Annotated in this window: 10 protein-coding genes, 1 tRNA gene and 12 pseudogenes; 13 read left to right on the top strand and 10 right to left on the bottom strand. The window is 53.0% G+C overall.

From position 1 onward, the window contains the following. Nucleotides 1-2 precede the first annotated feature (2 nt). The 6 genes and pseudogenes from ACWWJF_RS18775 to ACWWJF_RS18800 all read left to right on the top strand — a co-directional run. Nucleotides 3-716, top strand: a pseudogene (locus ACWWJF_RS18775) (IS4/Tn5 family transposase DNA-binding protein); the annotation flags it as partial. Nucleotides 717-782: 66 nt separating this feature from the next. Beyond that, nucleotides 783-1,951, top strand: a protein-coding gene (locus ACWWJF_RS18780) for an IS3 family transposase (protein WP_455868400.1) whose coding sequence is annotated in 2 segments (ribosomal slippage) — nucleotides 783-1,038 and nucleotides 1,038-1,951 — 1,170 coding nt in all. Because the reading frame shifts where the segments join, the coding sequence is not laid out codon by codon here. 9 nt (nucleotides 1,952-1,960) lie between these two features. Beyond that, nucleotides 1,961-2,587, top strand: a pseudogene (locus tag ACWWJF_RS18785) (IS4 family transposase); the annotation flags it as partial. Between the two features lie 115 nt (nucleotides 2,588-2,702). Continuing rightward, nucleotides 2,703-3,206, top strand: a pseudogene (locus tag ACWWJF_RS18790) (helix-turn-helix domain-containing protein); the annotation flags it as partial. Between the two features lie 118 nt (nucleotides 3,207-3,324). Beyond that, entirely contained in the window at nucleotides 3,325-4,656 is a 1,332-nt protein-coding gene (locus ACWWJF_RS18795; RefSeq protein WP_455869047.1) for an IS4 family transposase, read from the top strand. 8 nt (nucleotides 4,657-4,664) lie between these two features. Further along, nucleotides 4,665-5,217 (top strand): annotated as a pseudogene (locus ACWWJF_RS18800) (integrase core domain-containing protein); the annotation flags it as partial. A gap of 34 nt (nucleotides 5,218-5,251) precedes the next feature. On the opposite strand, the gene ACWWJF_RS18805 reads toward ACWWJF_RS18800, so the two are convergent. Together ACWWJF_RS18805 and ACWWJF_RS18810 are read right to left on the bottom strand one after the other, a co-directional pair. Continuing rightward, nucleotides 5,252-5,431, bottom strand: a complete 180-nt coding sequence (locus ACWWJF_RS18805) for an Arm DNA-binding domain-containing protein (protein ID WP_455870284.1) — start codon at nucleotides 5,429-5,431, stop codon at nucleotides 5,252-5,254. A 166-nt stretch (nucleotides 5,432-5,597) separates the two neighbouring features. After that, nucleotides 5,598-5,669: transfer RNA gene (locus ACWWJF_RS18810), tRNA-Arg, on the bottom strand. A 193-nt stretch (nucleotides 5,670-5,862) separates the two neighbouring features. Between ACWWJF_RS18810 and ACWWJF_RS18815 the strand changes: the two are divergent. The 3 pseudogenes from ACWWJF_RS18815 to ACWWJF_RS18825 all read left to right on the top strand — a co-directional run. Continuing rightward, nucleotides 5,863-6,546, top strand: a pseudogene (locus ACWWJF_RS18815) (integrase arm-type DNA-binding domain-containing protein); the annotation flags it as partial. Nucleotides 6,547-6,693: 147 nt separating this feature from the next. Continuing rightward, a pseudogene (locus ACWWJF_RS18820) lies at nucleotides 6,694-7,238 on the top strand (transposase); the annotation flags it as partial. Between the two features lie 180 nt (nucleotides 7,239-7,418). Continuing rightward, nucleotides 7,419-8,081: pseudogene (locus ACWWJF_RS18825) on the top strand (DDE-type integrase/transposase/recombinase); the annotation flags it as partial. A 119-nt stretch (nucleotides 8,082-8,200) separates the two neighbouring features. Here ACWWJF_RS18825 and ACWWJF_RS18830 read toward each other — a convergent pair. After that, a pseudogene (locus ACWWJF_RS18830) lies at nucleotides 8,201-9,409 on the bottom strand (IS256 family transposase). A 117-nt stretch (nucleotides 9,410-9,526) separates the two neighbouring features. On the opposite strand from ACWWJF_RS18830, the gene ACWWJF_RS18835 reads away from it, so the two are divergent. The 3 genes and pseudogenes from ACWWJF_RS18835 (at nucleotide 9,527) to ACWWJF_RS18845 (ending at nucleotide 12,149) form a co-directional block, all read left to right on the top strand. After that, a protein-coding gene (locus ACWWJF_RS18835) for an IS1 family transposase (protein ID WP_455870285.1) occupies nucleotides 9,527-10,221 on the top strand; the annotation gives its coding sequence in 2 pieces (ribosomal slippage) (nucleotides 9,527-9,782 and nucleotides 9,782-10,221; 696 coding nt in all). Between the two features lie 15 nt (nucleotides 10,222-10,236). Further along, a pseudogene (locus tag ACWWJF_RS18840) lies at nucleotides 10,237-11,079 on the top strand (aldo/keto reductase); the annotation flags it as partial. A 20-nt stretch (nucleotides 11,080-11,099) separates the two neighbouring features. Then, nucleotides 11,100-12,149: an NAD(P)-dependent alcohol dehydrogenase gene (locus ACWWJF_RS18845; RefSeq protein WP_455870286.1), complete on the top strand. Its 1,050-nt coding sequence runs from the start codon at nucleotides 11,100-11,102 to the stop codon at nucleotides 12,147-12,149. Nucleotides 12,150-12,158: 9 nt separating this feature from the next. Here the strand turns inward: ACWWJF_RS18845 and ACWWJF_RS18850 are convergent. From ACWWJF_RS18850 to ACWWJF_RS18875, 6 genes and pseudogenes are all read right to left on the bottom strand, one after another. Next, nucleotides 12,159-12,767: pseudogene (locus ACWWJF_RS18850) on the bottom strand (STAS domain-containing protein); the annotation flags it as partial. 25 nt (nucleotides 12,768-12,792) lie between these two features. After that, nucleotides 12,793-13,638, bottom strand: a pseudogene (locus ACWWJF_RS18855) (IS5 family transposase). A gap of 120 nt (nucleotides 13,639-13,758) precedes the next feature. Next, nucleotides 13,759-14,719: pseudogene (gene yjiA, locus ACWWJF_RS18860) on the bottom strand (GTPase). A 45-nt stretch (nucleotides 14,720-14,764) separates the two neighbouring features. Beyond that, on the bottom strand, nucleotides 14,765-14,968 hold the full coding sequence (locus ACWWJF_RS18865) for a YbdD/YjiX family protein (RefSeq protein ID WP_195313178.1): 204 nt from the start codon (nucleotides 14,966-14,968) through the stop codon (nucleotides 14,765-14,767). A 107-nt stretch (nucleotides 14,969-15,075) separates the two neighbouring features. Beyond that, nucleotides 15,076-17,241, bottom strand: coding sequence for a carbon starvation CstA family protein (locus ACWWJF_RS18870; RefSeq protein ID WP_455870287.1), 2,166 nt, complete (start codon nucleotides 17,239-17,241; stop codon nucleotides 15,076-15,078). Between the two features lie 512 nt (nucleotides 17,242-17,753). Then, complete coding sequence (locus tag ACWWJF_RS18875; RefSeq protein ID WP_455870288.1) at nucleotides 17,754-18,671, bottom strand: EamA family transporter; 918 nt, start codon at nucleotides 18,669-18,671, stop codon at nucleotides 17,754-17,756. Nucleotides 18,672-18,960: 289 nt separating this feature from the next. On the opposite strand from ACWWJF_RS18875, the gene ACWWJF_RS18880 reads away from it, so the two are divergent. Beyond that, nucleotides 18,961-19,755, top strand: coding sequence for an SDR family NAD(P)-dependent oxidoreductase (locus ACWWJF_RS18880; RefSeq protein WP_455870289.1), 795 nt, complete (start codon nucleotides 18,961-18,963; stop codon nucleotides 19,753-19,755). 71 nt (nucleotides 19,756-19,826) lie between these two features. Here the strand turns inward: ACWWJF_RS18880 and dppF are convergent, their stop codons facing one another. Then, on the bottom strand, nucleotides 19,827-20,822 hold the full coding sequence (gene dppF, locus ACWWJF_RS18885) for a dipeptide ABC transporter ATP-binding subunit DppF (protein ID WP_455871170.1): 996 nt from the start codon (nucleotides 20,820-20,822) through the stop codon (nucleotides 19,827-19,829). Between the last annotated feature and the right edge of the window lie 3 nt (nucleotides 20,823-20,825).

Raw genomic sequence — 20,825 nt, forward strand, 5'->3', positions numbered from 1 at the left:
AAATGACACGGGATTCAGATGGCTGGGCACACCAAGAACTGGAAGGGGTAAATCTTGGTGACACGAGGCTCAATAAGCGTGCCAAAGGGCTTTTGATACGGCTGGCTGAGAATCCGCAAGCCAGCATTCCGCATGCGTGCCTCGGATGGTCTGAGACGCTGGGTGCTTACCGCTTCATGGAGAACCAAGCATTCGAATGGCGAGACATTCTGCAACCTCACTGGCAGCGTACGCAGGAAAGGATCCGAGAACACGAGGTTGTGCTGTGTATCCAAGACACTACCGAGCTTGACTTCAACGGGCAGCAAATCCAAGGCTTGGGTCCCTTGAACTACGAAGCCAGGCGTGGTCTGTACCTGCATCCGACCTACGCGGTCAGTCCGGATCGCGTGGGGTTGGGCGTACTGGATGCGTGGATGTGGGCAAGAGAGCCGAAGGATGCAGACGGAAAACGCGATGGGCTCAAGGAGAGTACGCGCTGGCTCGAGGGATACGAGCGAGTTGCTGAACTCGCCTCGGAGTTGCCAAACACACGTCTGGTGTACTTAGCCGATCGCGAAGCGGATATCAAGGCGTTGATGCAGCTCGCTGATGACCTTGGCACTCAGGCTGACTGTTTGATCCGCTCGACTCATAATCGCAGTCTGGACTGTAATGAGAAGCTTTGGCAGAAGGTTGGAAAGACCGTGCCGGTGGGAGAAATCCAATTTGTAGTGGCACACTGATACTGGCCACCTGATCGGAGGTGATATGCTCACCTCATCAACACGACAGGTGACCTCATGGGTAAACATTTTACGGCGGAATTTAAGCTCGAAGCCGCAAAGCTGGTTGTCGACCACGGCTACACATACGTTAAGGCCGCAGAGGCGGTTAATGTCAGCCATTCTGCCATTAGTCGCTGGGTCAATAAGCTTCGCCTTGAACGACAGGGAAAAACGCCAACGGGACTTCCTCTTACCCCTGAACAGCTCGAGCTGCGTGAGATGAAGAAAAAAGTCCAATGCCTTGAAATGGAGAACGAAATCCTAAAAAAGGCTACGGCGCTCTTAATGTCGGACTCACTCAACGGTTCACGGTAGTCGACAGGCTGAGGGCGCGATACCCGGTCACGGCGTTGTGCCAAACTTTTGAGGTACATCGCAGCAGCTACAGGCACTGGCAGGCTTCCGCTAATGAACCCGACGGTGAGCGCGTGGTTAAGTGTAGCCGCGTCATGGAAGCCTGGAACGCCAGCGGCGGCTCTGCCGGCGCTCGAAGTATCGCGACCATCGTCACCGGCAGCTCCGGTGTCAAAATGGGGCGCTGGCTGGCTGGCAAGCTGATGAAGGAGCTGGGTATCGCCAGCTGCCAGCGACCGGCTCACAAATACAAACGCGGCGGCAATGAACACGTTGAAATACCGAACTATCTCAACCGCCAGTTCGCGGTTACCGCGCCGGATCAGGTCTGGTGCGGCGATGTGACCTACATCTGGACGGGCAAATGCTGGGCTTACCTTGCGGTGGTGCTAGACCTGTTCGCCCGCAAACCGGTGGGCTGGGCCATGTCGACGTCGCCGGACTCGGCGCTGACAGTTAAAGCGTTGCAGATGGCCTGGGAACTCCGGGGACAACCAACAGGAGTCATGTTCCACAGCGACCAGGGCAGCCACTATACCAGCCGTCAATACCGGCAAGCCCTGTGGCGCTGCCGGATAAAGCAGAGTATGAGTCGGCGGGGTAACTGCTGGGATAATGCGCCAATGGAGCGGTTCTTCCGCAGCCTGAAGACAGAATGGGTGCCGACAAAGGGTTACAACAGCTTCAGCGAAGCCCAGGACGCGATTATCCGCTACATCACGGGGTATTACAGCGCTATCCGGCCTCACTGGTATAACGGCGGCTTAACTCCAAACGAATCTGAGCGACTGTTCTACATACAGTCTAATGCGGTGGCCAATATTAGTTGACCACTACAATTCGTTATGGCGGCTCGCGCGGGGCAGAAGGTGCGTACGGTGAAACAGGCGCTGCGCGTGAAGCGAGTGTCGCTGCGTTGCGGGTTGGCAGTGACTTGTGTGATAGCCAAGGAAATTGAGCCGCCAGCAGGCGTGAAGCCGGTCGAGTGGCGGTTGCTGAGCAATCGCGTACCTGAAGGACGAGAAGATATCGTGGAGCTGATCGACTGGTATCGGGCTAGATGGGAAATCGAGATGTTCTTCAATGTGCTGAAGAACGGCTGCTGTGTCGAAGCGTTACAGTTATCGACCGTGGATCGCATTGAGCGGGCATTGGCGCTGTTCATGATCGTGGCATGGCGCATCGCCTATTTAATGCGTATGGGACGAACCTGTCCAGAGCTAGACGCAATGTTGTTCTTTGATTCCGACGAGACTCATGGCGCTTACCTACTGATGAACAAGCGTATGCCCAAGGGCCGCCCTAAGCTAAACGAAGTATTGCGCTTAGTTGCGCAACTCGGAGGCTTTCTTGCTCGAAAAGGCGACGGTGAACCAGGCGCAAAAACTATCTGGAAAGGCTTGCAGAAAGTCATGACGGCCGCCGAAACGCTACGCGCGCTCAGGCACGAACAGAGATGTGTATAACGAGGTGATTACGTGTATTAGTCGCGACTTGCTCTGACACTGGACCTTGAAAGGTTGAGAGTTACCGGTTTTGATATGGGTGTTGAATCCTTATACAAAACACGAGGTAACTCTCATGCTTCATACTAACAATCCCATCATCAAACACAAAGCCGGCCTGCTCAATCTCGCCGAAGAACTCGGTAACGTATCAAAAGCCTGTAAAATCATGGGTGTGTCACGCGACACGTTTTATCGCTATCAGGAACTGGCGGCAGAAGGCGGCATTGACGCTCTGGTTAACCAAAACCGCCGGGTTCCCAACCTGAAAAACCGTGCTGATGAAGCCACTGAACGTGCGGTTGTTGATTACGCCATTGAGTTCCCAGCTCATGGCCAGCACCGGACCAGTAATGAGCTGCGTAAAAAAGGCGTCTTCATTTCTGGCAGCGGTGTGCGCTCCATCTGGCAACGACACGATCTGGAAAACTTTCGTAAGCGCCTGAAGGCACTTGAGGAAAAAGTTGCCAGAGAAGGCATCGTACTTACTGATGCTCAAATCGCTGCACTGGAGAAGAAGGCGCACGACGACGAAGCCTGTGGTGAAATAGAGACTGCTCACCCGGGTTATCTCACCTCGTTATACACAAGTCCGCAACGCCTTATATGCCAAGGGTTAGCGGGCTGAAATAGGCAGCCAGTGGGGTTGTAAATGAAGTGAAACCGACGTGTACTATCGCCATTTACGGCGCTGAAAAATGACACGGGATTCAGATGGCTGGGCACACCAAGAACTGGAAGGGGTAAATCTTGGTGACACGAGGCTCAATAAGCGTGCCAAAGGGCTTTTGATACGGCTGGCTGAGAATCCGCAAGCCAGCATTCCGCATGCGTGCCTCGGATGGTCTGAGACGCTGGGTGCTTACCGCTTCATGGAGAACCAAGCATTCGAATGGCGAGACATTCTGCAACCTCACTGGCAGCGTACGCAGGAAAGGATCCGAGAACACGAGGTTGTGCTGTGTATCCAAGACACTACCGAGCTTGACTTCAACGGGCAGCAAATCCAAGGCTTGGGTCCCTTGAACTACGAAGCCAGGCGTGGTCTGTACCTGCATCCGACCTACGCGGTCAGTCCGGATCGCGTGGGGTTGGGCGTACTGGATGCGTGGATGTGGGCAAGAGAGCCGAAGGATGCAGACGGAAAACGCGATGGGCTCAAGGAGAGTACGCGCTGGCTCGAGGGATACGAGCGAGTTGCTGAACTCGCCTCGGAGTTGCCAAACACACGTCTGGTGTACTTAGCCGATCGCGAAGCGGATATCAAGGCGTTGATGCAGCTCGCTGATGACCTTGGCACTCCGGCTGACTGGTTGATCCGCTCGACTCATAATCGCAGTCTGGACTGTAATGAGAAGCTTTGGCAGAAGGTTGGAAAGACCGTGCCGGTGGGAGAAATCCAATTCGTTATGGCGGCTCGCGCGGGGCAGAAGGCGCGTACGGTGAAACAGGCGCTGCGCGTGAAGCGAGTGTCGCTGCGTTGCGGGTTGGCAGTGACTTGTGTGATAGCCAAGGAAATTGAGCCGCCAGCAGGCGTGAAGCCGGTCGAGTGGCGGTTGCTGAGCAATCGCGTACCTGAAGGACGAGAAGATATCGTGGAGCTGATCGACTGGTATCGGGCTAGATGGGAAATCGAGATGTTCTTCAATGTGCTGAAGAACGGCTGCTGTGTCGAAGCGTTACAGTTATCGACCGTGGATCGCATTGAGCGGGCATTGGCGCTGTTCATGATCGTGGCATGGCGCATCGCCTATTTAATGCGTATGGGACGAACCTGTCCAGAGCTAGACGCAATGTTGTTCTTTGATTCCGACGAGACTCATGGAGCTTACCTACTGATGAACAAGCGTATGCCCAAGGGCCGCCCTAAGCTAAACGAAGTATTGCGCTTAGTTGCGCAACTCGGAGGCTTTCTTGCTCGAAAAGGCGACGGTGAACCAGGCGCAAAAACTATCTGGAAAGGCTTGCAGAAAGTCATGACGGCCGCCGAAACGCTACGCGCGCTCAGGCACGAACAGAGATGTGTATAACGAGGTGGGGTTATCTGGGGTCGCAGGACACCTTCTACGTGGGTAATCTGAAAGGTGTTGGCCGTATCTACCAGCAGACGTTCGTGGATACGTACTCGAAAGTGGCGCACTGCAAGCTTTACACGAGTAAAGCACCGATCTCTGCCGCCGACCTGCTCAATGATCGCGTGCTGCCGTTCTACGAAGCTCAGGGGCTGCCAATGCTAAGAATACTGACGGACAGGGGGGACGGAGTACTGCGGTAAAGTGGAACAACATGACTATCAGCTGTACTTGGCTATCAACGATATAGACCATACGAAAACGAAAGCGATGTCTCCGCAGACAAACGGTATCTGCGAGCGCTTCCATAAAACTATTTTGCAGGATTTTTATCAGGTTGCGTTCCGTAAGACGTTATACGAGGACCTAGAAAGTCTACAAAAGGATCTGGACAACTGGTTGTGGCATTACAATAATGAGCGAACTCATCAGGGTAAAATGTGCTGCGGGCGTACGCCAATGGCCACGTTACTTGATGGTAAACGAGTCTGGGCAGAAAAAAATCTGAACCAGATTTAATCTGACAGACACCTGTATAAATAACCGGTAACTGTCAGATCAGGTCTGAGCTAATACAGATTACGAGCGTCTTCTCTTTCCCATCGAAACGGTAGCGCAGCCGCCACACCTTTTTCCCCGCTGGCGTGATAAACAAGAACAGGCCTCCAGAGTCGGCGAGGCGATAGCCCGAATCCCTGGGCTTAGCGGTTTCTATATGTTTAACGGTCAGCATGTGGGCACAATCTCGCAGGCAGTTTTATCGGTGCCCACAATATGCCCGCAAAAGATTACCGCAGTCAACGAACCTTGACGAACGCAAGAGAACGCCGATTTGTTCGATGTGTTGTATTTGTGGGTGGTTAGTGAACGTTGGCGGAGGTTGGCGAACTGAGTAATTGTGTCCCCAGCAGGAATCGAACCTGCAATTAGCCCTTAGGAGGGGCTCGTTATATCCATTTAACTATGGGGACATTGTTTAAGGTTGTTTTGGCTGCTTCACCCTTGTTTGTATCGTACCGCAAATTACTTCTTTTCATCAATTGCTTTGTGCTGTTTAGTCTCTTTTTGTTCGCTGTTGTTTTTATTTTCCGTCGGTTTGTTCACTTGCTATTGCGTACATATTGAGTACACAATGATCTTGTTTGATGTGTACAGGATATAAACATGGCACTCAGTGACACAAAGCTACGCAGCATCAGCGGTAAAGCGTATGAAGGTTCACCGGAGATCTCTGACGGTGACGGCCTTAGCGCCCGCATAACCCCGTCTGGTACGGTAACCTTCCAGTTTCGTTACCGCTGGAATGGTAAGCCCGTTCGTCTCACTGTTGGTCGGTATCCAGCCACAACCCTTAAAGATGCACGCGTTATCGTTGGTGAGATGCGTACATTGTACATGAAGGGCATAAACCCCAAAAATTATTTTGCCCGCAGTGACGGTATGTTGACGCTTAAGGAATGCCTGGACCAGTGGTGGGACAAGTATGCATCAACACTCAAGCCAAACACACAAACATTGTACCGTTCCGTTGTGTACAACACTATGTACACGCAATTTGAGGAAATGCCTGTACAAAACATCCCTGTCGCAATGTGGGTGGTATTCTTCGATAAACAAGAAAAGGCCAACAGCAAGAAGGCTCGTGTATTGCTTGTCCAGTTGAGATCAGTAATAAACTGGTGCATAAGCAGACAGTTGATCCCGTCATGTGAGTTATCAAAACTGAGCGTCAAAAATATTGGTAAAAAACCAGATATAGGCAGTCGAGTTTTGACGTATACGGAACAGGCCAAAGTCTGGATAGCCTTAGAAAACTCAAAAATCACATCATCCAACAGGGTACTTCATCTGTATTAGTCGCGACTTGATCTGACACTGGACCTTGAAAGGTTGAGAGTTACCGGTGATGTAGCCCCCTGTAACACCAGACAGTAGCTGTATCTCCAGATAAGAGATAGGCTTAGATATATGTCTAACAATCATGCTAATTTTGAAATGACCGGGATCCTGTTAGGGCAAGAAGTCCGTAAGCGTAAAACTCCGCAAGAGAAAATCGCCATCATTCAGCAGACAATGGAGCCGGGGATGAACGTCTCCCATGTAGCCCGCCTGCATGGCATCCAGCCCAGCCTTTTGTTTAAGTGGAAGAAGCAATACCAGGAAGGAAGCCTCACCGCCGTTGCGGCCGGAGAAGAAGTGGTTCCAGCTTCGGCGCTGGCGACTGCCCTCAAGCAGGTCCGGGAGCTACAGCGCCTTCTGGGTAAGAAGAGGATGGAAGTTGAGATCCTCAAAGAAGCAGTGGAGTACCGCCAGTCGCGAAAATGGATAGCGCACGCGCCCTTGTTGCCAAAGGACGGGGAATAGCTCTGGTCAGCCGCGCCATGAGCGTGTCGCGTGCGCAGCTGTCACTGCGGGTTAACCGTTCTGCCGACTGGCTGGACAGGCGCAGCAACCGGCGTAATGACGAAGCTGATGCTGAGATATTATCGGACATCCTCCGTATCATCAGCGACATGCCCAGTTACGGTTACCGCCGAGTGTGGGGTATCCTCATATCGTTATACACATCTTTTGGCCATTTTTTGAACAGGATGCTCAGAACCCCGTGAATTAAGGCATTCAAGCCATCCCATTGGCTTTTTGAGGTTCAAAATGCCACTCTGAGATAAACCCGTAACTCATTGATTAAACAGTGCGTTAGAACGATGTGTATAACGATATGGGGTATCCTGGGTAAGCAACGTCGTGCAGAGGGACTTCCACCGGTGAACGCCAAACGGCTTTACAGGATAATGAGCGAGCATAACCTGCTGTTGTTGCATGATAAAACTGAACGTCCGAAGCGGGAGCATAAAGGCAAAATCGCGGTAGCAGAGAGCGATATGCGCTGGTGCTCAGATGGCTTCGAGTTCGGTTGTGACAACGGCGAGAAGCTGCGGGTGACGTTCGCACTGGACTGCTGCGACCGGGAGGCCATAGACTGGGCAGCGAGCACCAGGGGTTATGACAGTTCAACCTTGCAGGATGTGATGCTGAGGTCGGTGGAAAAACGCTTCGGTAGCGCGCTGCCGGATAAACCAGTGCAATGGCTGACGGATAATGGTTCAGCGTACACAGCGCATGAAACGTGGAAGTTCGCCAGAGAACGGAATCTGGAGCCCTGCACAACAGCAGTGAGCCGTCCACAGAGTAACGGCATGGCAGAACGGTTCGTGAAGACGATGAAGGAAGATTACATCGCCTTCATGCCAAAACCCGATGTGCGAACAGCGCTGAAGAACCTCGCAGCGGCGTTCAATCATTACAATGAAAACCATCCGCACAGTGCGCTGGGATACAACTCCCCAAGAGAATATCGGCGCCAGCGGGCATCGTTAACTTAAGAGACAAAAGCTGTCCGGAGATGGTGGGTCAAGATCACTTCCGCTAGAAGAAGATGAGGATAAGGTTAGGTCGATTTGGAAAATTAGACCCTGTACATGATTCTGTGTAAATGCCTTTCTCAGTAGTGACCGTCCAGGCGGTCACCGAACTCGATAATAAAACGGCTCATTGCCATACGCCAGTCCCGCAGTGGCATCGTCCATTTCTGTTAGGCCGACTGGATTGCCAGCCACACCACCTTTTTCACTTCGTCGTCAGTCGGGAACACCTTGCGTTTTTTAATCGCATGCCGGATCACACTGTTCAGCGACTCGATGGCGTTGGTTGTGTAGATGACTTTGCGGATATCTGCCGGGTAAGCGAAGAACGTTGCCAGATTGCTCCAGTTCGTCTGCCAGCTCCGGCTTATCTGTGGATAGCGGCTGTCCCATGCGCTGGCGAATGCTTCCAGCGCCTGCTGGCCTGCTTCTTCCGTAGCGGCCTGATAGATGGCTTTCAGGTCGCGTTTGACGGCTTTGTAGTCCTTCCAAGAGACGAACCTCAGGCTGTTGCGTACCATGAGCACGATGCACAGCTGGATGCGAGCTTCCGGATACACCGCGTTGATGGCGTCCGGGAAGCCTTTCAGACCGTCGACACAGGCGATGAGGATATCGTTCAGGCCGCGGTTTTTTAGTTCTGTCAGCACATTGAGCCAGAACTTCGCGCCCTCGTTTTCGGCCAGCCACATACCCAGCAGTTCTTTCTGGCCCTCGATGTTGATACCCAGTGCCAGGAACACGGATTTATTGATGACGCGACTGTCCTGCCGGACCTTCAGGATGATACAGTCAAGGTAAACAATGGGATAGACTGCATCCAGTGGACGATTTTGTCATTCAGTAACCTGTTCCATCACGGCGTCGGTGACCTTCGAGACCAGCGCCGGTGAGACATCCGCGTCATACAGCTCTTTGAACGCAGACGCTATCTCGCGGGTGGTCATCACTCTGGCGTACAGGGACAGGATTTGGTTATCCATCCCGGTGATCCGGGTCTGGTTTTTCTTCACCAGTTGTGGTTCGAAGGAGCCATCACGATCGCGCAGAGTACGTAGTTCCAGAGGGCCATCGCCGGTGGTCACGGTGTTTGTGGAATAGCCGTTGCGGGAGTTGGCCCCCGGTTTGGGCTGATTTTTATCGTAGCCCAGATGGTGGGACATTTCGGCGTTGAGAGCAGCCTCAACGCTGATTTTCTTCAGCAGGCGATCGAATTGGCTGAGAGCGTCAGGGGTTTTGAGATTTTTGGCCAGTTCGTTAGCCAGAGCCTGCAACTGTTTTTCGTCCATAAATTAACCTGTTTTTGATGTTGGATTGAACATATCAAAATCAGGCAATTACACAAATTGGTAATGCTTTCAAATAGTTGGATTTTGTGATATTCTGCCGCTATTTGAGATTTCCACGTGGTTACTGTTTTTGTTCATTGCCCTCGCTGCCATTCAGATAAAGTTTATCGACATGGCCTTAGTCCAACTAAGCGCGAACGCTTCCGGTGTCAGTGCTGTCGCCGTGTATTCCAGCTTACCTACCGCTATGAAGCGCGAAAGCCGGGAGTCAAAGAGCAGATCGTTGATATGGCCTTCAACGGTGCCGGTGTTCGCGATACCGCCAGAACGTTGAAAATCGGCATCAATACGGTCATCCGGGCTTTAAAAAGCCCTCGCCCCGCAGGATAACGTCTTCTCCCGTTGCTCACGCCGACGTCGCCCTTATCTGTGAACTTGATGAGCAATGGAGCTTCGTTGGCAGTCAGGCGCTACAGCACTGGCTCTGGTACGCTTACAATACCAAAACGGGCGGTGTTCTGGCCTACACTTTTGGCCCCCGAACTGATGAGACCTGCCGTGAATTGCTGGCTCTGTTGACACCGTTCAACATCGGCATGATTACCAGTGACAACTGGGGCAGCTATGCAAGAGAGGTTCCGAAGCAGAAACATCTGACTGGCAAGATCTTCACGCAACGCATAGAGCGCAATAACCTGACGCTCCGTACCCGCATTAAACGACTGGCGCGTAAAACGATTTGCTTCTCGCGCTCCGTCGAGATCCACGAAAAAGTCATCGGAGCCTTCATCGAAAAACACATGTTCTACTAATTGGAGTCATTACCATTTTTTGATACCGCCGAAGTGTATGGCCCTTATTTAAATGAAGACGTCGTCGGTGAGGCCTTAAAACCTTTACGCGATCGCGTGGTTATCGCGACAAAATTTGGCTTTAACATAGGCAAGGACAACAAACAGCAAATGTTGAACAGTCGCCCAGAGCATATCCGTGAGGCCGTAGAAGGTTCATTGCGTCGCCTTAAGACGGATGTTATCGATCTTCTCTATCAACACCGGGTTGATCCCGATGTCCCGATTGAAGATGTCGCAGGAACCGTGAAAGATCTGATCGCCGAAGGCAAAGTGAAACATTTTGGCCTTTCAGAAGCCGGGGTTCAAACCGTGCGTCGCGCTCATGCCATACAACCAGTTACCGCGCTGCAAAGTGAATATTCCCTATGGTGGCGCGAACCAGAGCAAGCAATACTTCCGCTGCTTGAAGAACTCGGCGTTGGGTTTGTGCCCTTCAGCCCTCTGGGCAGAGGCTTTCTGACCGCTACAATCAAAGCCGAAACCACCTTTGCAGAGAATGATTTCCGCAAAACGGTTCCTCGTTTCTCCACTGACGCTCTGAAAGCCAACGAAAAGCTGGTGATATTACTGGCAGAACTGGCAGCAGAACGTCACGCCACTCCTGCGCAAATCGCACTGGTTTGTCTATTGGCGCAAAAGCCATGGATTGTGCCTATTCCGGGTACCACGAAGTTGCATCGGCTAGAAGAAAACCTGGCTGCAACAGAAATCATACTCACGCCAGCAGACTTGCAGAAAATTACCCAGGCGTTGGAAACGGTGAACATTGTAGGTGAACGTTATCCGGCTGTATTGCAAGCACATGTTGGTCGTTAATCTTCACAGAGATAGTTGTCATGTTTAAAACCATTAAAGCCATTGGCACCGATACGGCAACCAATCCGTTAACAACATTCAGTATTAAACGCCGCGGATTACTGGACGATGACGTTGAGATGGACATTCTCTATTGCGGCATCTGCCATTCCGACCTTCATCAGCTCAAAAATGATTTTGGTGCAGCACACTACCCGATGGTCCCTGGGCACGAAATCGTAGGTCGAGTTACCGCGGTGGGCCGTGCCGTAACCCGATTTCAACCGGGTGATTACGCCGCGGTGGGCTGCATTATTGACGCATGCGGCGAATGTCCAGCCTGCCGCAGCGACCTCGAACAGTTCTGCGAATCCGGCACTACGCTCTCATTTAACTCACCGGATAAACATCTGGGGGGAATGACCTACGGTGGATTCGCACAAACCTACGTCTGTCGTGAAAAATACACGTTGAAAATGCCCGCAACGTTGGATCTGGCGTCAGCCGCACCGCTGCTTTGCGCCGGCATTACGGTGTACTCCCCGCTTAAACACTGTCAGGCCGGCGCGGGGAAAGTGGTGGGCATTCTCGGCATCGGAGGGCTCGGGCACGTCGCAATCAAAATTGCCAAAGCAATGGGCGCACAAGTGGTGGTATTTACCACATCGGAAGCCAAGGTTGCAGATGCAACTCGCCTTGGCGCACATCAGGCGGTGCTATCGACCGATCCACAACAGATGGAAAAATTTGCTAGTAAGGTCGATCTGATTCTCGATACAGTTTCTGCCAAACATGACGTCAATGCATACCTTAAATTACTGAAAATCGATGGCTCCGTGGTGCTGGTTGGGTTGCCGCCGGAACCGATCGAGATTGGCGCATTTAATGTCGTTAAAGGGCGTCGCAGCTTCTCTGGTTCGAATATCGGTGGCATTGCAGAAACCCAGGAAATGATTGAGTTTTGCGCTAAACACGGCATTACTGCTGATATCGAACTCATCAGTGCCAGTCAGGTTAATGATGTATTTTCTCGTCTGGAAAAAGGCGATGTAAAATATCGATTTGTTTTGGATATGTCTACGCTGCAATAACTTGCATCATCAGGGCGGGCTGTCCGCCCTCAGCGAATCCGTCTCTTTACACGCTTTACTCTGAATCAGCCGTAATGCCAAATACAGGTCCGGCACCAGGATCAAATCGTGTACTTTACTGTCGGAACGGTCCATACGAAACCAGCGGGTTAACTCGGTTCGCCGTCCTGCGAGCACCAAATTAATTCCGCGTTGTTTAAGCTCGCGTTTCAATTCATCGATAGCTGCCAGCACGCTGACATCGGCGTGGGTAAAGCTGGCTACCGCATCAATCACCACCCAGCGCGGTTGAGAGGTATCACTATCCACCAGATCTGTGATGCGGCTTTTAAAATAGGCAACGTTGAAATAGGTTAATGGGGAATTGAAACGGTACATGATAACGCCGTCCACCGGTCTGATATCATTGTCATTGCCGTTATCTAATGAATGAATCATGCCTTGCGCGTTGACACCGAGCAAATGCTCAGTGGGTCGAAATACCGTTTGCAGGAATTGCAGCAACCCTAGCAACACCGCTAATCCAATACCCGGAATAATGCCCACCAGCAGCACACTCAGAAAAGTAAACAGTGCCAGATAGAATGCCGGGCGATTGCGCTTACGCAGTTGGAATATGCAGCGTAAATCTAGGCTGTGTCCCTTAATTACATAACCTCTGGTAAAACAGGCGGATGCAGCCCAGTTTCAACATTGCCAGATAATTCCTCGCCGTTTTGTCGTAACGTGTCGCAATGCGACGGTATTCTTTCAGACGGCCAAAGCACCGCTCAACAACGTTCCGATTGCGGTAGGCGTCACGATCGAGCTTTGAACGACCATCCACCGCCATTTTTTCAGTGGATTTTCGGGGGGATGACAGTTTTTATACCTCTGTTTTTCAGCTCGTTACGTAATACATGCCCGGAGTACGCCTTGTCAGCGAGTATCGCATGACCACGGCGTTTCATACTGCCGTTCTGGCGTTGAACACCAATACCGTCCAAAAGACGTAGTGCAAACTGACTTTCATGAGCCTGACCGGGGCTCAACACGATGTTTAACGGAAAACCACTTCCGTCTGTAGCCATATGGATTTTGGTGCCAAAACCACCTCGAGAGCGACCCAGCCCATTATCTCCGGTGATATCGGGATGTTTTTTTGAGCACCGGCAGCACATTTCAGCGCCCTGATATTGCTACTATCCAGCGCAGTCGCTGACCAGTCCACGAGGCCATGGGCATCAAGTGATGAAAGTAACTTATTGAAAATAATGTTAATGACTCCCGATTTTGACCATCGGTTAAAGCGGTTATAAACAGTTTTCCATGGGCCGTATCGCTCAGGTAAATCACTCCATGGGGCACCAGAGCACAGCCCCCAGAACATGCCATTGATAATCATGCGATGCTCAGCCCATGGGCGTCCGGCCTGTGGTGTTGCTGGTTCAGCAGGGAGTAAGGGCTGGATGATAGCCCATGCTTCATCGGGAAGGTCGTAGCGAGCCATAGTTCAAAATGATGTAGAAACAAACAGTTAGTATAACTCATGGGATTAAGGGACACAGCCTAGCTGCATTCAGCACACCACCTCTCGCAAGCAGTGAAGAGGTGGTGTGTTGATGATAAGTCACATCAGACGGGCAAAACCGTCACGGATTTCCTGCTCGGGCAATTCCTGCCCGATAAAGACCATGATGCAGCCGCGCTTTTCTTCCGGCAGCCACTCTCTGTCCCAGTCCGCGCTATACAGACGCTGAACGCCCTGAAACAGCAGGCGACGATCGTCACCGTTGATGGCCAGTATGCCTTTGTAACGCAGCAGGTTATCGGCATATTTGAGCAAGAAACCTTCCATCACGTCGGAAACCGCTGCAAAATCCACCGCGTGATCCAGTTCCACCACAATAGACTCCACGTTGTTCTGCTGCGGTGCAACGAAACGGAACAGCAGCGCTTTTACCGCCAGCTTGTCGTTAAGCATAAAGCCATCGACGTTGAACAACAGGCTGAGATCGATCTCGCCGTTGACCACGGTGTAAATCGGCGCGCGCGCGTTGATGCGCTGCAAACGCTGAAGCAGTGCGTCATCCTGACCTGCCACGTCGGTTTTGGTCAGCAAGGATGCGATCGGCGTAACCAATTTGCGATTGGGCGATGGTGAACTGATCGAGCTGTTGCTGCGCATGCACCGCATCCACCAGCGTGATGATGCCATCCAGCATAAAGCGTTCGCAAATCAGCTCATTGGAGAAGAAGGTTTGGGTGATCGGGCCGGGATCGGCCATGCCAGTACACTCAATCACTACGTGATCGAAATCCAGTGCGCCTTTATCGATACCATCCACCAGATCGAGCAGCGCATCCGCCAACTCATTGGCGCGGGGGCAGCAGATACAACCGTTGCTGAGTGTGGTAATGGTGCTGGCACGTTCGCCAATCAGCGCATCATCAATCGGCACTTCGCCGAACTCATTCTCAATAACGGCAATTTTATAACCATGGTCGGCATTGAGAATATGCCGGAGTAGGGTGGTTTTTCCTGCCCCAAGAAATCCGGACAGAATGGTGACATGAATCGGCTGCGTCATCGCGGCTCCTGATAATAATGCGTTTTCTTCCTGTATTGGGCGAGGTTAACAGCAGCGCATGCCGCCTTTGCCATCGCCGCCGTAGCGAGCCTGTTGCCGCTCACGGAAGAACTCTTCGTAGGTCATCGGCGGTTGATCGGGATGGTTGGTTTGCATGTGCTGAACATAGGTTTCATAGTCCGGAATCCCAATCAGCATGCGTGCAGCCTGCCCCAGATACTTTCCCGCTTTGCCAAGGTTGCCAAACATAGCTGGTCTCCTAAAAAAACTACCCCGTATATATCTTATACGGGGTATGGCGACTCGTCATCTTTACCACCGCACTCTGCGGCGGTAAAGATACGGGTATTCGTGTATCAGTGACCGTTAGAGATCTTCACGCCGCCTGCCGGAACCGGTACATAATCAGTTTCGCCATCGGTAAGCTTATCTTCCTGACGCGCTTCAATCGCCACTTTCACACCGTAGGCAATTATGCTGTACACCACGAACAGGAACAGGATGCTCAGGCCCGCGTTAGTGTAGTTATTGATCACGATGTGGTTCATGTTGGCAATCTGCTGTGCACTCAGATCAGCACCGCCCTCGGCAATCTTCTGTTTAAACATGTTAGCCATGTAGAAGAAGCCTTCCAACTGCGGGTTATCGCTGAACAGTTTCAGGCACAGCGCCCAGGTGGTGCAGATCAGCAACCACACAGCAGGCACCACGGTGACCCAAATGTACTGCGCGCGTTTCATCTTGATCAGGACTACCGTACCCAGCACCAGCACCAGCACCAGCGCCACAGCGGCCAGCATCTGGTTGGAGATACCGAACAGCGGCCACAGGCTCTTCACGCCGCCCAACGGGTCGACCACGCCTTGATACAACAGGTAGCCCCACAGACCGACGCAGCCCGCCGTACCGATGATACCTGCTACCAGTGAATCGGTTTTCTTCAGGAACGGAACGAAGTTACCCAACAGGTCTTGCAGCATGAAGCGACCAGAACGGGTGCCTGCGTCCAGTGCCGTCAGGATAAACAGCGCTTCGAACAGGATACCGAAGTGATACCAGAAGCCCATATTGGCGCCAGGAATAATCTGGTGGAACACGTGCGCAATACCGACTGCCAGCGTCGGTGCACCGCCTGCGCGGTTCAGCACGGAAGGTTCACCAATATCTTTCGCCGTTTGCATGATCTGCTCAGGAGAGATAACGAAGCCCCAGGAGCTAACGGTCGCAGCAGCGTGTGCAGAGACTTCTTGCAGCTGCGCCATGATCATCGGCGCATCCGCCGTACCCAACTGGTGCAGGTTAGGCATGGTGATGCCTAACGCCGCTGGCGGGGTGTTCATGGCAAAGTAGAGTCCCGGTTCAATGATGGACGCTGCCACCAGTGCCATGACCGCTACGAAGGATTCCATCAGCATTGCGCCGTAACCGATAAAGCGCGCGTCGTTTTCATTCGCCAGCAGTTTCGGGGTAGTACCGGAAGCAATCAGGGCATGGAAACCAGACACGGCACCACACGCGATAGTGATAAACAGGAACGGGAACAGGGTACCTTTCCATACCGGACCAGTGCCGTCAACGAACTGCGTCACCGCAGGCATTTTCAGATCCGGGTTCAGGATCACGATACCGATAGCCAGACCAACGATAACGCCGATTTTCAGGAACGTTGCCAGATAGTCGCGCGGTGCCAGAATCAACCATACCGGCAGCAGAGCGGATACAAAGGCATAGCCAATCAGCGTAAAGGTAATGGTAGTGTCTTTAAAGGTCAGCGCAGGGCCCCAGTAAGGGTCATGAGCCACTACGCAACCAAACCAGATAGCCATGACCAGCAGCACGATACCGATAACAGACACTTCCGCTACGCGGCCTGGGCGCAGGTAACGCATGTAGATACCCATAAACAGCGCGATCGGCACCGTAGAACATACGGTGAACACGCCCCACGGGCTTTCTGCCAACGCTTTCACCACGATCAACGCCAACACCGCCAGGATGATGATCATGATCAGGAAGCAGCCGAACAGCGCGATAGTGCCCGGAACCGGACCCAGCTCTTTCTTGACGATTTCACCCAGTGACGCACCGTTACGCCGCGTGGAGAGGAACAGCACCATGAAGTCCTGCACGGTACCGGCCAGTACCACACCTGCCAGCAGCCACAGCGTGCCCGGCAGGTAACCCACTTGCGCCGCCAATACCGGCCCTACCAGCGGGCCTGCGCCTGCGATAGCCGCAAAGTGGTGACCGAACAGAACGTTGCGGTTGGTGGGCACATAGTTCAGGCCATCGTTGTTAACCACCGCAGGCGTTGCGCGGGTCGGGTCCAACTGCATGACTTTCTGTGCGATATAAAGACTGTAGTAGCGATAGGCCACCAGATAGACGGATACGGAAGCGACGATAATCCACAGTGCGCTCACGTGTTCGCCACGGCGCAGCGCAACCACGCCAAGGCAAAATGCCCCGATGACGGCAAGCATCATCCAGGGAATGTGTTTGAGTATGGTACTGCTTTTCATAAGACATCCTTCAGGCAAATTAAGTCTTAATGGTCTGTTTTTTAATCTTTATCGAACAATATCGAGCATCCACCACGTCGTTGGCGTCCATGTTGGACAAGGCAGGAATCGTTGACTGTGTGGGGTGTGGTGATGGCGCGACGATACAGGAATGCGAGAGAGCGCGCAGAACCAATTTGTATCGACGGTGGCATAGCGCATTAAGCGGTTAGAATTACACGCTAAGCAGTTGGGGAACATGCAGCATCAGACTCGCATCGGTACTCAATGCACGGGCGGCAACGCTTTTACCTGCCATGCACGAATGTCGATCGTGCGGCGATACTCCTTGAGCGGCGTAGGGCTACCAATGCCCAGCGTGGCAAATCTCGGTTTTTGGCTGAACACGAGGGAAAAATTGTCCTGCCATATCAAGAACCACAGACATTGCTGCTTTTCTGCAATTTTACGATCGTCCCTCCGATATCGGATTGCAGAAAAGCGGCATAACAACAGGGTGTGATGAGGTTTCGTTAAGATGTGCTGCGAGCCCGCGCCAACAAAGCAAGACGTCCACCAAACACATTGACCAGCAGCCCAACCATGATCAGCAGCGCGCCAGCCACCTGAAGCAGGGTCATGTGTTCGTCAAGAAACAGCGCAGCGCTCAGCATGCCAAACACTGGTACCAACAGGGTCAACGGGGCGACGCGCCAGGTTTCATAACGCCCGAGCAGACTGCTCCAGATACCAAATCCCATGATGGTAGCAACAAACGCCAGATAGCCCAGCGCCAACACTGTCGTCATATGCATGTTGGTCAGGCTGGCAACTATCGCCTCCTGGCCGTCAAACATCCAGGAGCAGAGAAAGAACGGCCCAATCGGCACCAACGCACTCCACACCACCAGCGACATCACATTCAACCTCGCACCGTGGCGGCTCATGATGACTTTGTTGCTGATATTACCGAATGCCCAAGAGAGTGCGCCGCCTAACGTCAGCAGCATCGTGAGCAGCGTCAATCCGGTGGTGGTCTGGTTCAGCATGCCGCCTTCCGCCAGTACAAACATACCCAGCGTAGCAATGGCAATGCCAAGGAAATGGTTCCAACGCAGTGCTTCACCCAGCAGCAGCGCCCCCAGCAACAGGGTGAAGAAACCCTGCGCTTGCAGCACCAGCGAGGCGATGCCTGCTGGCATACCGAGTTTTATCGCCAGAAATAGAAAGGCAAACTGGCCGAAACTGATGGTCATACCATAGGCGACCAGCCAGCGCAGCGGCAAACGCGGGCGCGGCACAAAAAAGACGGCAGGCAGCGCCACCAGTGTAAAACGCAGCCCCGCCAGCAAAAACGGTGGCATTCCCTGCAACCCGACTTTGATAACCACAAAATTAGCGCCCCAGGCAACCACCACGCACAGCGCCAACAGCCAATCTTTTACCGACATTTCATTCCCCAGCGGATGAGCAACCGCTTCGCTCGCGCTCTTTCATCATCCTAAAATGAAACATCGCTCACAAAAACACAAGTAAGCGAATCTTATGGCTACAGCGCCTTGCCCTTGGCTGAGTGGGAGATTATCAACGTTTTAGCAAAGGTCTTTCGCCTGCGTGGGGATAAAAAAAGAGAACAGAGTGGCCTACAATAGGGAACGGTTTCCGGTTGGCGGCCGGGTTTTTGGTCGTCGCTAACGCCGAGCAAGGCACGGCGTCCATTCCTCGGAGGAAGGTTTCTGTATGAATATTGATCTGTCAGGAAAAACGGCGTTGGTCACCGCGTCCAGCAGCGGCATTGGGCATGCGATTGCGGCGGGACTGGTGGAAAGCCATGCCGAGGTGATCGTGAATGGCCGCAGCAGTTCGTCGGTTGATGCGGCGATGTCCCGTTTGCAACAGCAGTTCCCGCAGGCCCGTCTTCGCGGTGCCGTGGCCGATCTTGGCAGTGCCGAAGGGGTAACAGCGCTGCTGGATCAAGTACCGTTCGTGGATATTCTGGTGAATAATGCCGGTATTTACGGTCCGCGTGATTTCTATGACACCGACGACGCGGTGTGGGAAGACTACTGGCAAACCAACGTGATGTCGGGCGTTCGTCTGTCACGCGCTTTCCTGCCAGGCATGGTGGCGAAACAGTGGGGGCGGGTGGTGTTTATCTCCTCAGAATCCGCACGCAACATTCCTGCCGACATGATTCACTACGGCGTATCGAAAACGGCGCAGTTGGCGCTGGCGCGCGGATTGGCAAAAAGGGTTGCGGGCTCTGGCGTAACGGTGAACAGTGTGCTGCCGGGCCATACGATTTCCGACGGCTTCGCCACCATGATGCAAGATGAAGTGGCACGCACAGGCAAATCCTTTGAGGTACTGGCGCGGGAATTCGTGATGGCGCACCGCCCCAGTTCGGTCATTCAGCGTGCCGCCAGCGTGGAAGAGGTCGCCAATATGGTACTCTATATCTGTTCGCAGCAAGCGTCTGCCACCTCAGGCGCGGCGCTACGCGTTGATGGCGGAGTGGTCGACGATATTCTTTAACGAATAGAACGCGTTCTTCACGTAAAAAAAACGCGGGCTGCTTTTGCCCGCGTTTTTCATCTCAAGCGAACTCACCGTGAACCGGCTTCATCCCTGTCGACGGCAAAGCAGGCAATCAGTTGATCGCCATAGGCTTTCAACGTCGGCTGGAACTGGACGCAGGTATCAAAACGATGCTGGCAGCGCGCGTTAAACGCACAGCCCGGCGGCGGATTGAGCGGGCTGGGCAGTTCCCCAATCAGCTTGATACGCTCGCGGCGCAACGCCGGGTTCAGGCGTGGTGTCGCTGACAGCAGCGCTTGGGTGTAAGGGTGGCGCGGATTGTTGAAGATCTCCTCCTTGCTGCCCTTCTCCACGCAGCGGCCCAAGTACATCACCATCACTTCATCGGCAATATGCTCAACCACCGACAGATCATGGGAGATGAACACGTAGGACAGACCCAACTCTTGTTGCAGGTCCATCATCAGGTTCAGCACCTGTGCACGCACCGATACGTCGAGTGCCGACACCGGTTCATCGGCAATCACCACGTCAGGGTCTAGCATCAGGCCACGCGCAATGGCGATACGCTGACGCTGGCCGCCGGAGAACATGTGTGGATAGCGGTCGTAATGCTCGGTTTTCAGGCCAACCTTTGCCATCATCGATAGTGCTTTTTCACAACGCTCGGCTTTGGACAGTTCAGTATTGATCAGCAACGGCTCTTCCAGGATCTGCCCCACCTTCTTACGCGGGTTGAGCGATCCGTAAGGATTCTGGAACACGATCTGGATCTTCTGGCGACGCAACTTCTGCGCGGCAGGATCCGGTTTCAACAGATCCTGCCCCTGATAGTAAAGCTCACCCTCAGACGGAGTTTCGATCATGGTCAGCAAGCGGCCAAGGGTCGATTTACCACACCCTGATTCTCCCACCACCGCCAGCGTTTTGCCACGCTCCAAGGTGAAGGAGACGCCGTCCAGCGCTTTCACCGCGCGCTCAGGGGCAAAGAACCCTTTTTTTACCGGGTAATGTTTCTTTAAATCGATCGCCTGCAACAGGTAATGCTGCCCGGCGGCATTCATGCT

The sequence above is a fragment of the Symbiopectobacterium sp. Eva_TO genome, from assembly GCF_053848865.1.

Bases quoted from the DNA above. Each gene is read 5' to 3' on its own strand.
- ACWWJF_RS18795 (WP_455869047.1), top strand. From the start codon at position 3,325: ATGACACGGGATTCAGATGGCTGGGCACACCAAGAACTGGAAGGGGTA.
- ACWWJF_RS18880 (WP_455870289.1), top strand. From the start codon at position 18,961: ATGAATATTGATCTGTCAGGAAAAACGGCGTTGGTCACCGCGTCCAGC.
- ACWWJF_RS18865 (WP_195313178.1), bottom strand. From the start codon at position 14,968: ATGTTTGGCAACCTTGGCAAAGCGGGAAAGTATCTGGGGCAGGCTGCA.
- ACWWJF_RS18805 (WP_455870284.1), bottom strand. From the start codon at position 5,431: ATGCTGACCGTTAAACATATAGAAACCGCTAAGCCCAGGGATTCGGGC.
- ACWWJF_RS18845 (WP_455870286.1), top strand. From the start codon at position 11,100: ATGTTTAAAACCATTAAAGCCATTGGCACCGATACGGCAACCAATCCG.
- dppF (WP_455871170.1), bottom strand. From the start codon at position 20,822: ATGAATGCCGCCGGGCAGCATTACCTGTTGCAGGCGATCGATTTAAAG.
- ACWWJF_RS18875 (WP_455870288.1), bottom strand. From the start codon at position 18,671: ATGTCGGTAAAAGATTGGCTGTTGGCGCTGTGCGTGGTGGTTGCCTGG.
- ACWWJF_RS18870 (WP_455870287.1), bottom strand. From the start codon at position 17,241: ATGAAAAGCAGTACCATACTCAAACACATTCCCTGGATGATGCTTGCC.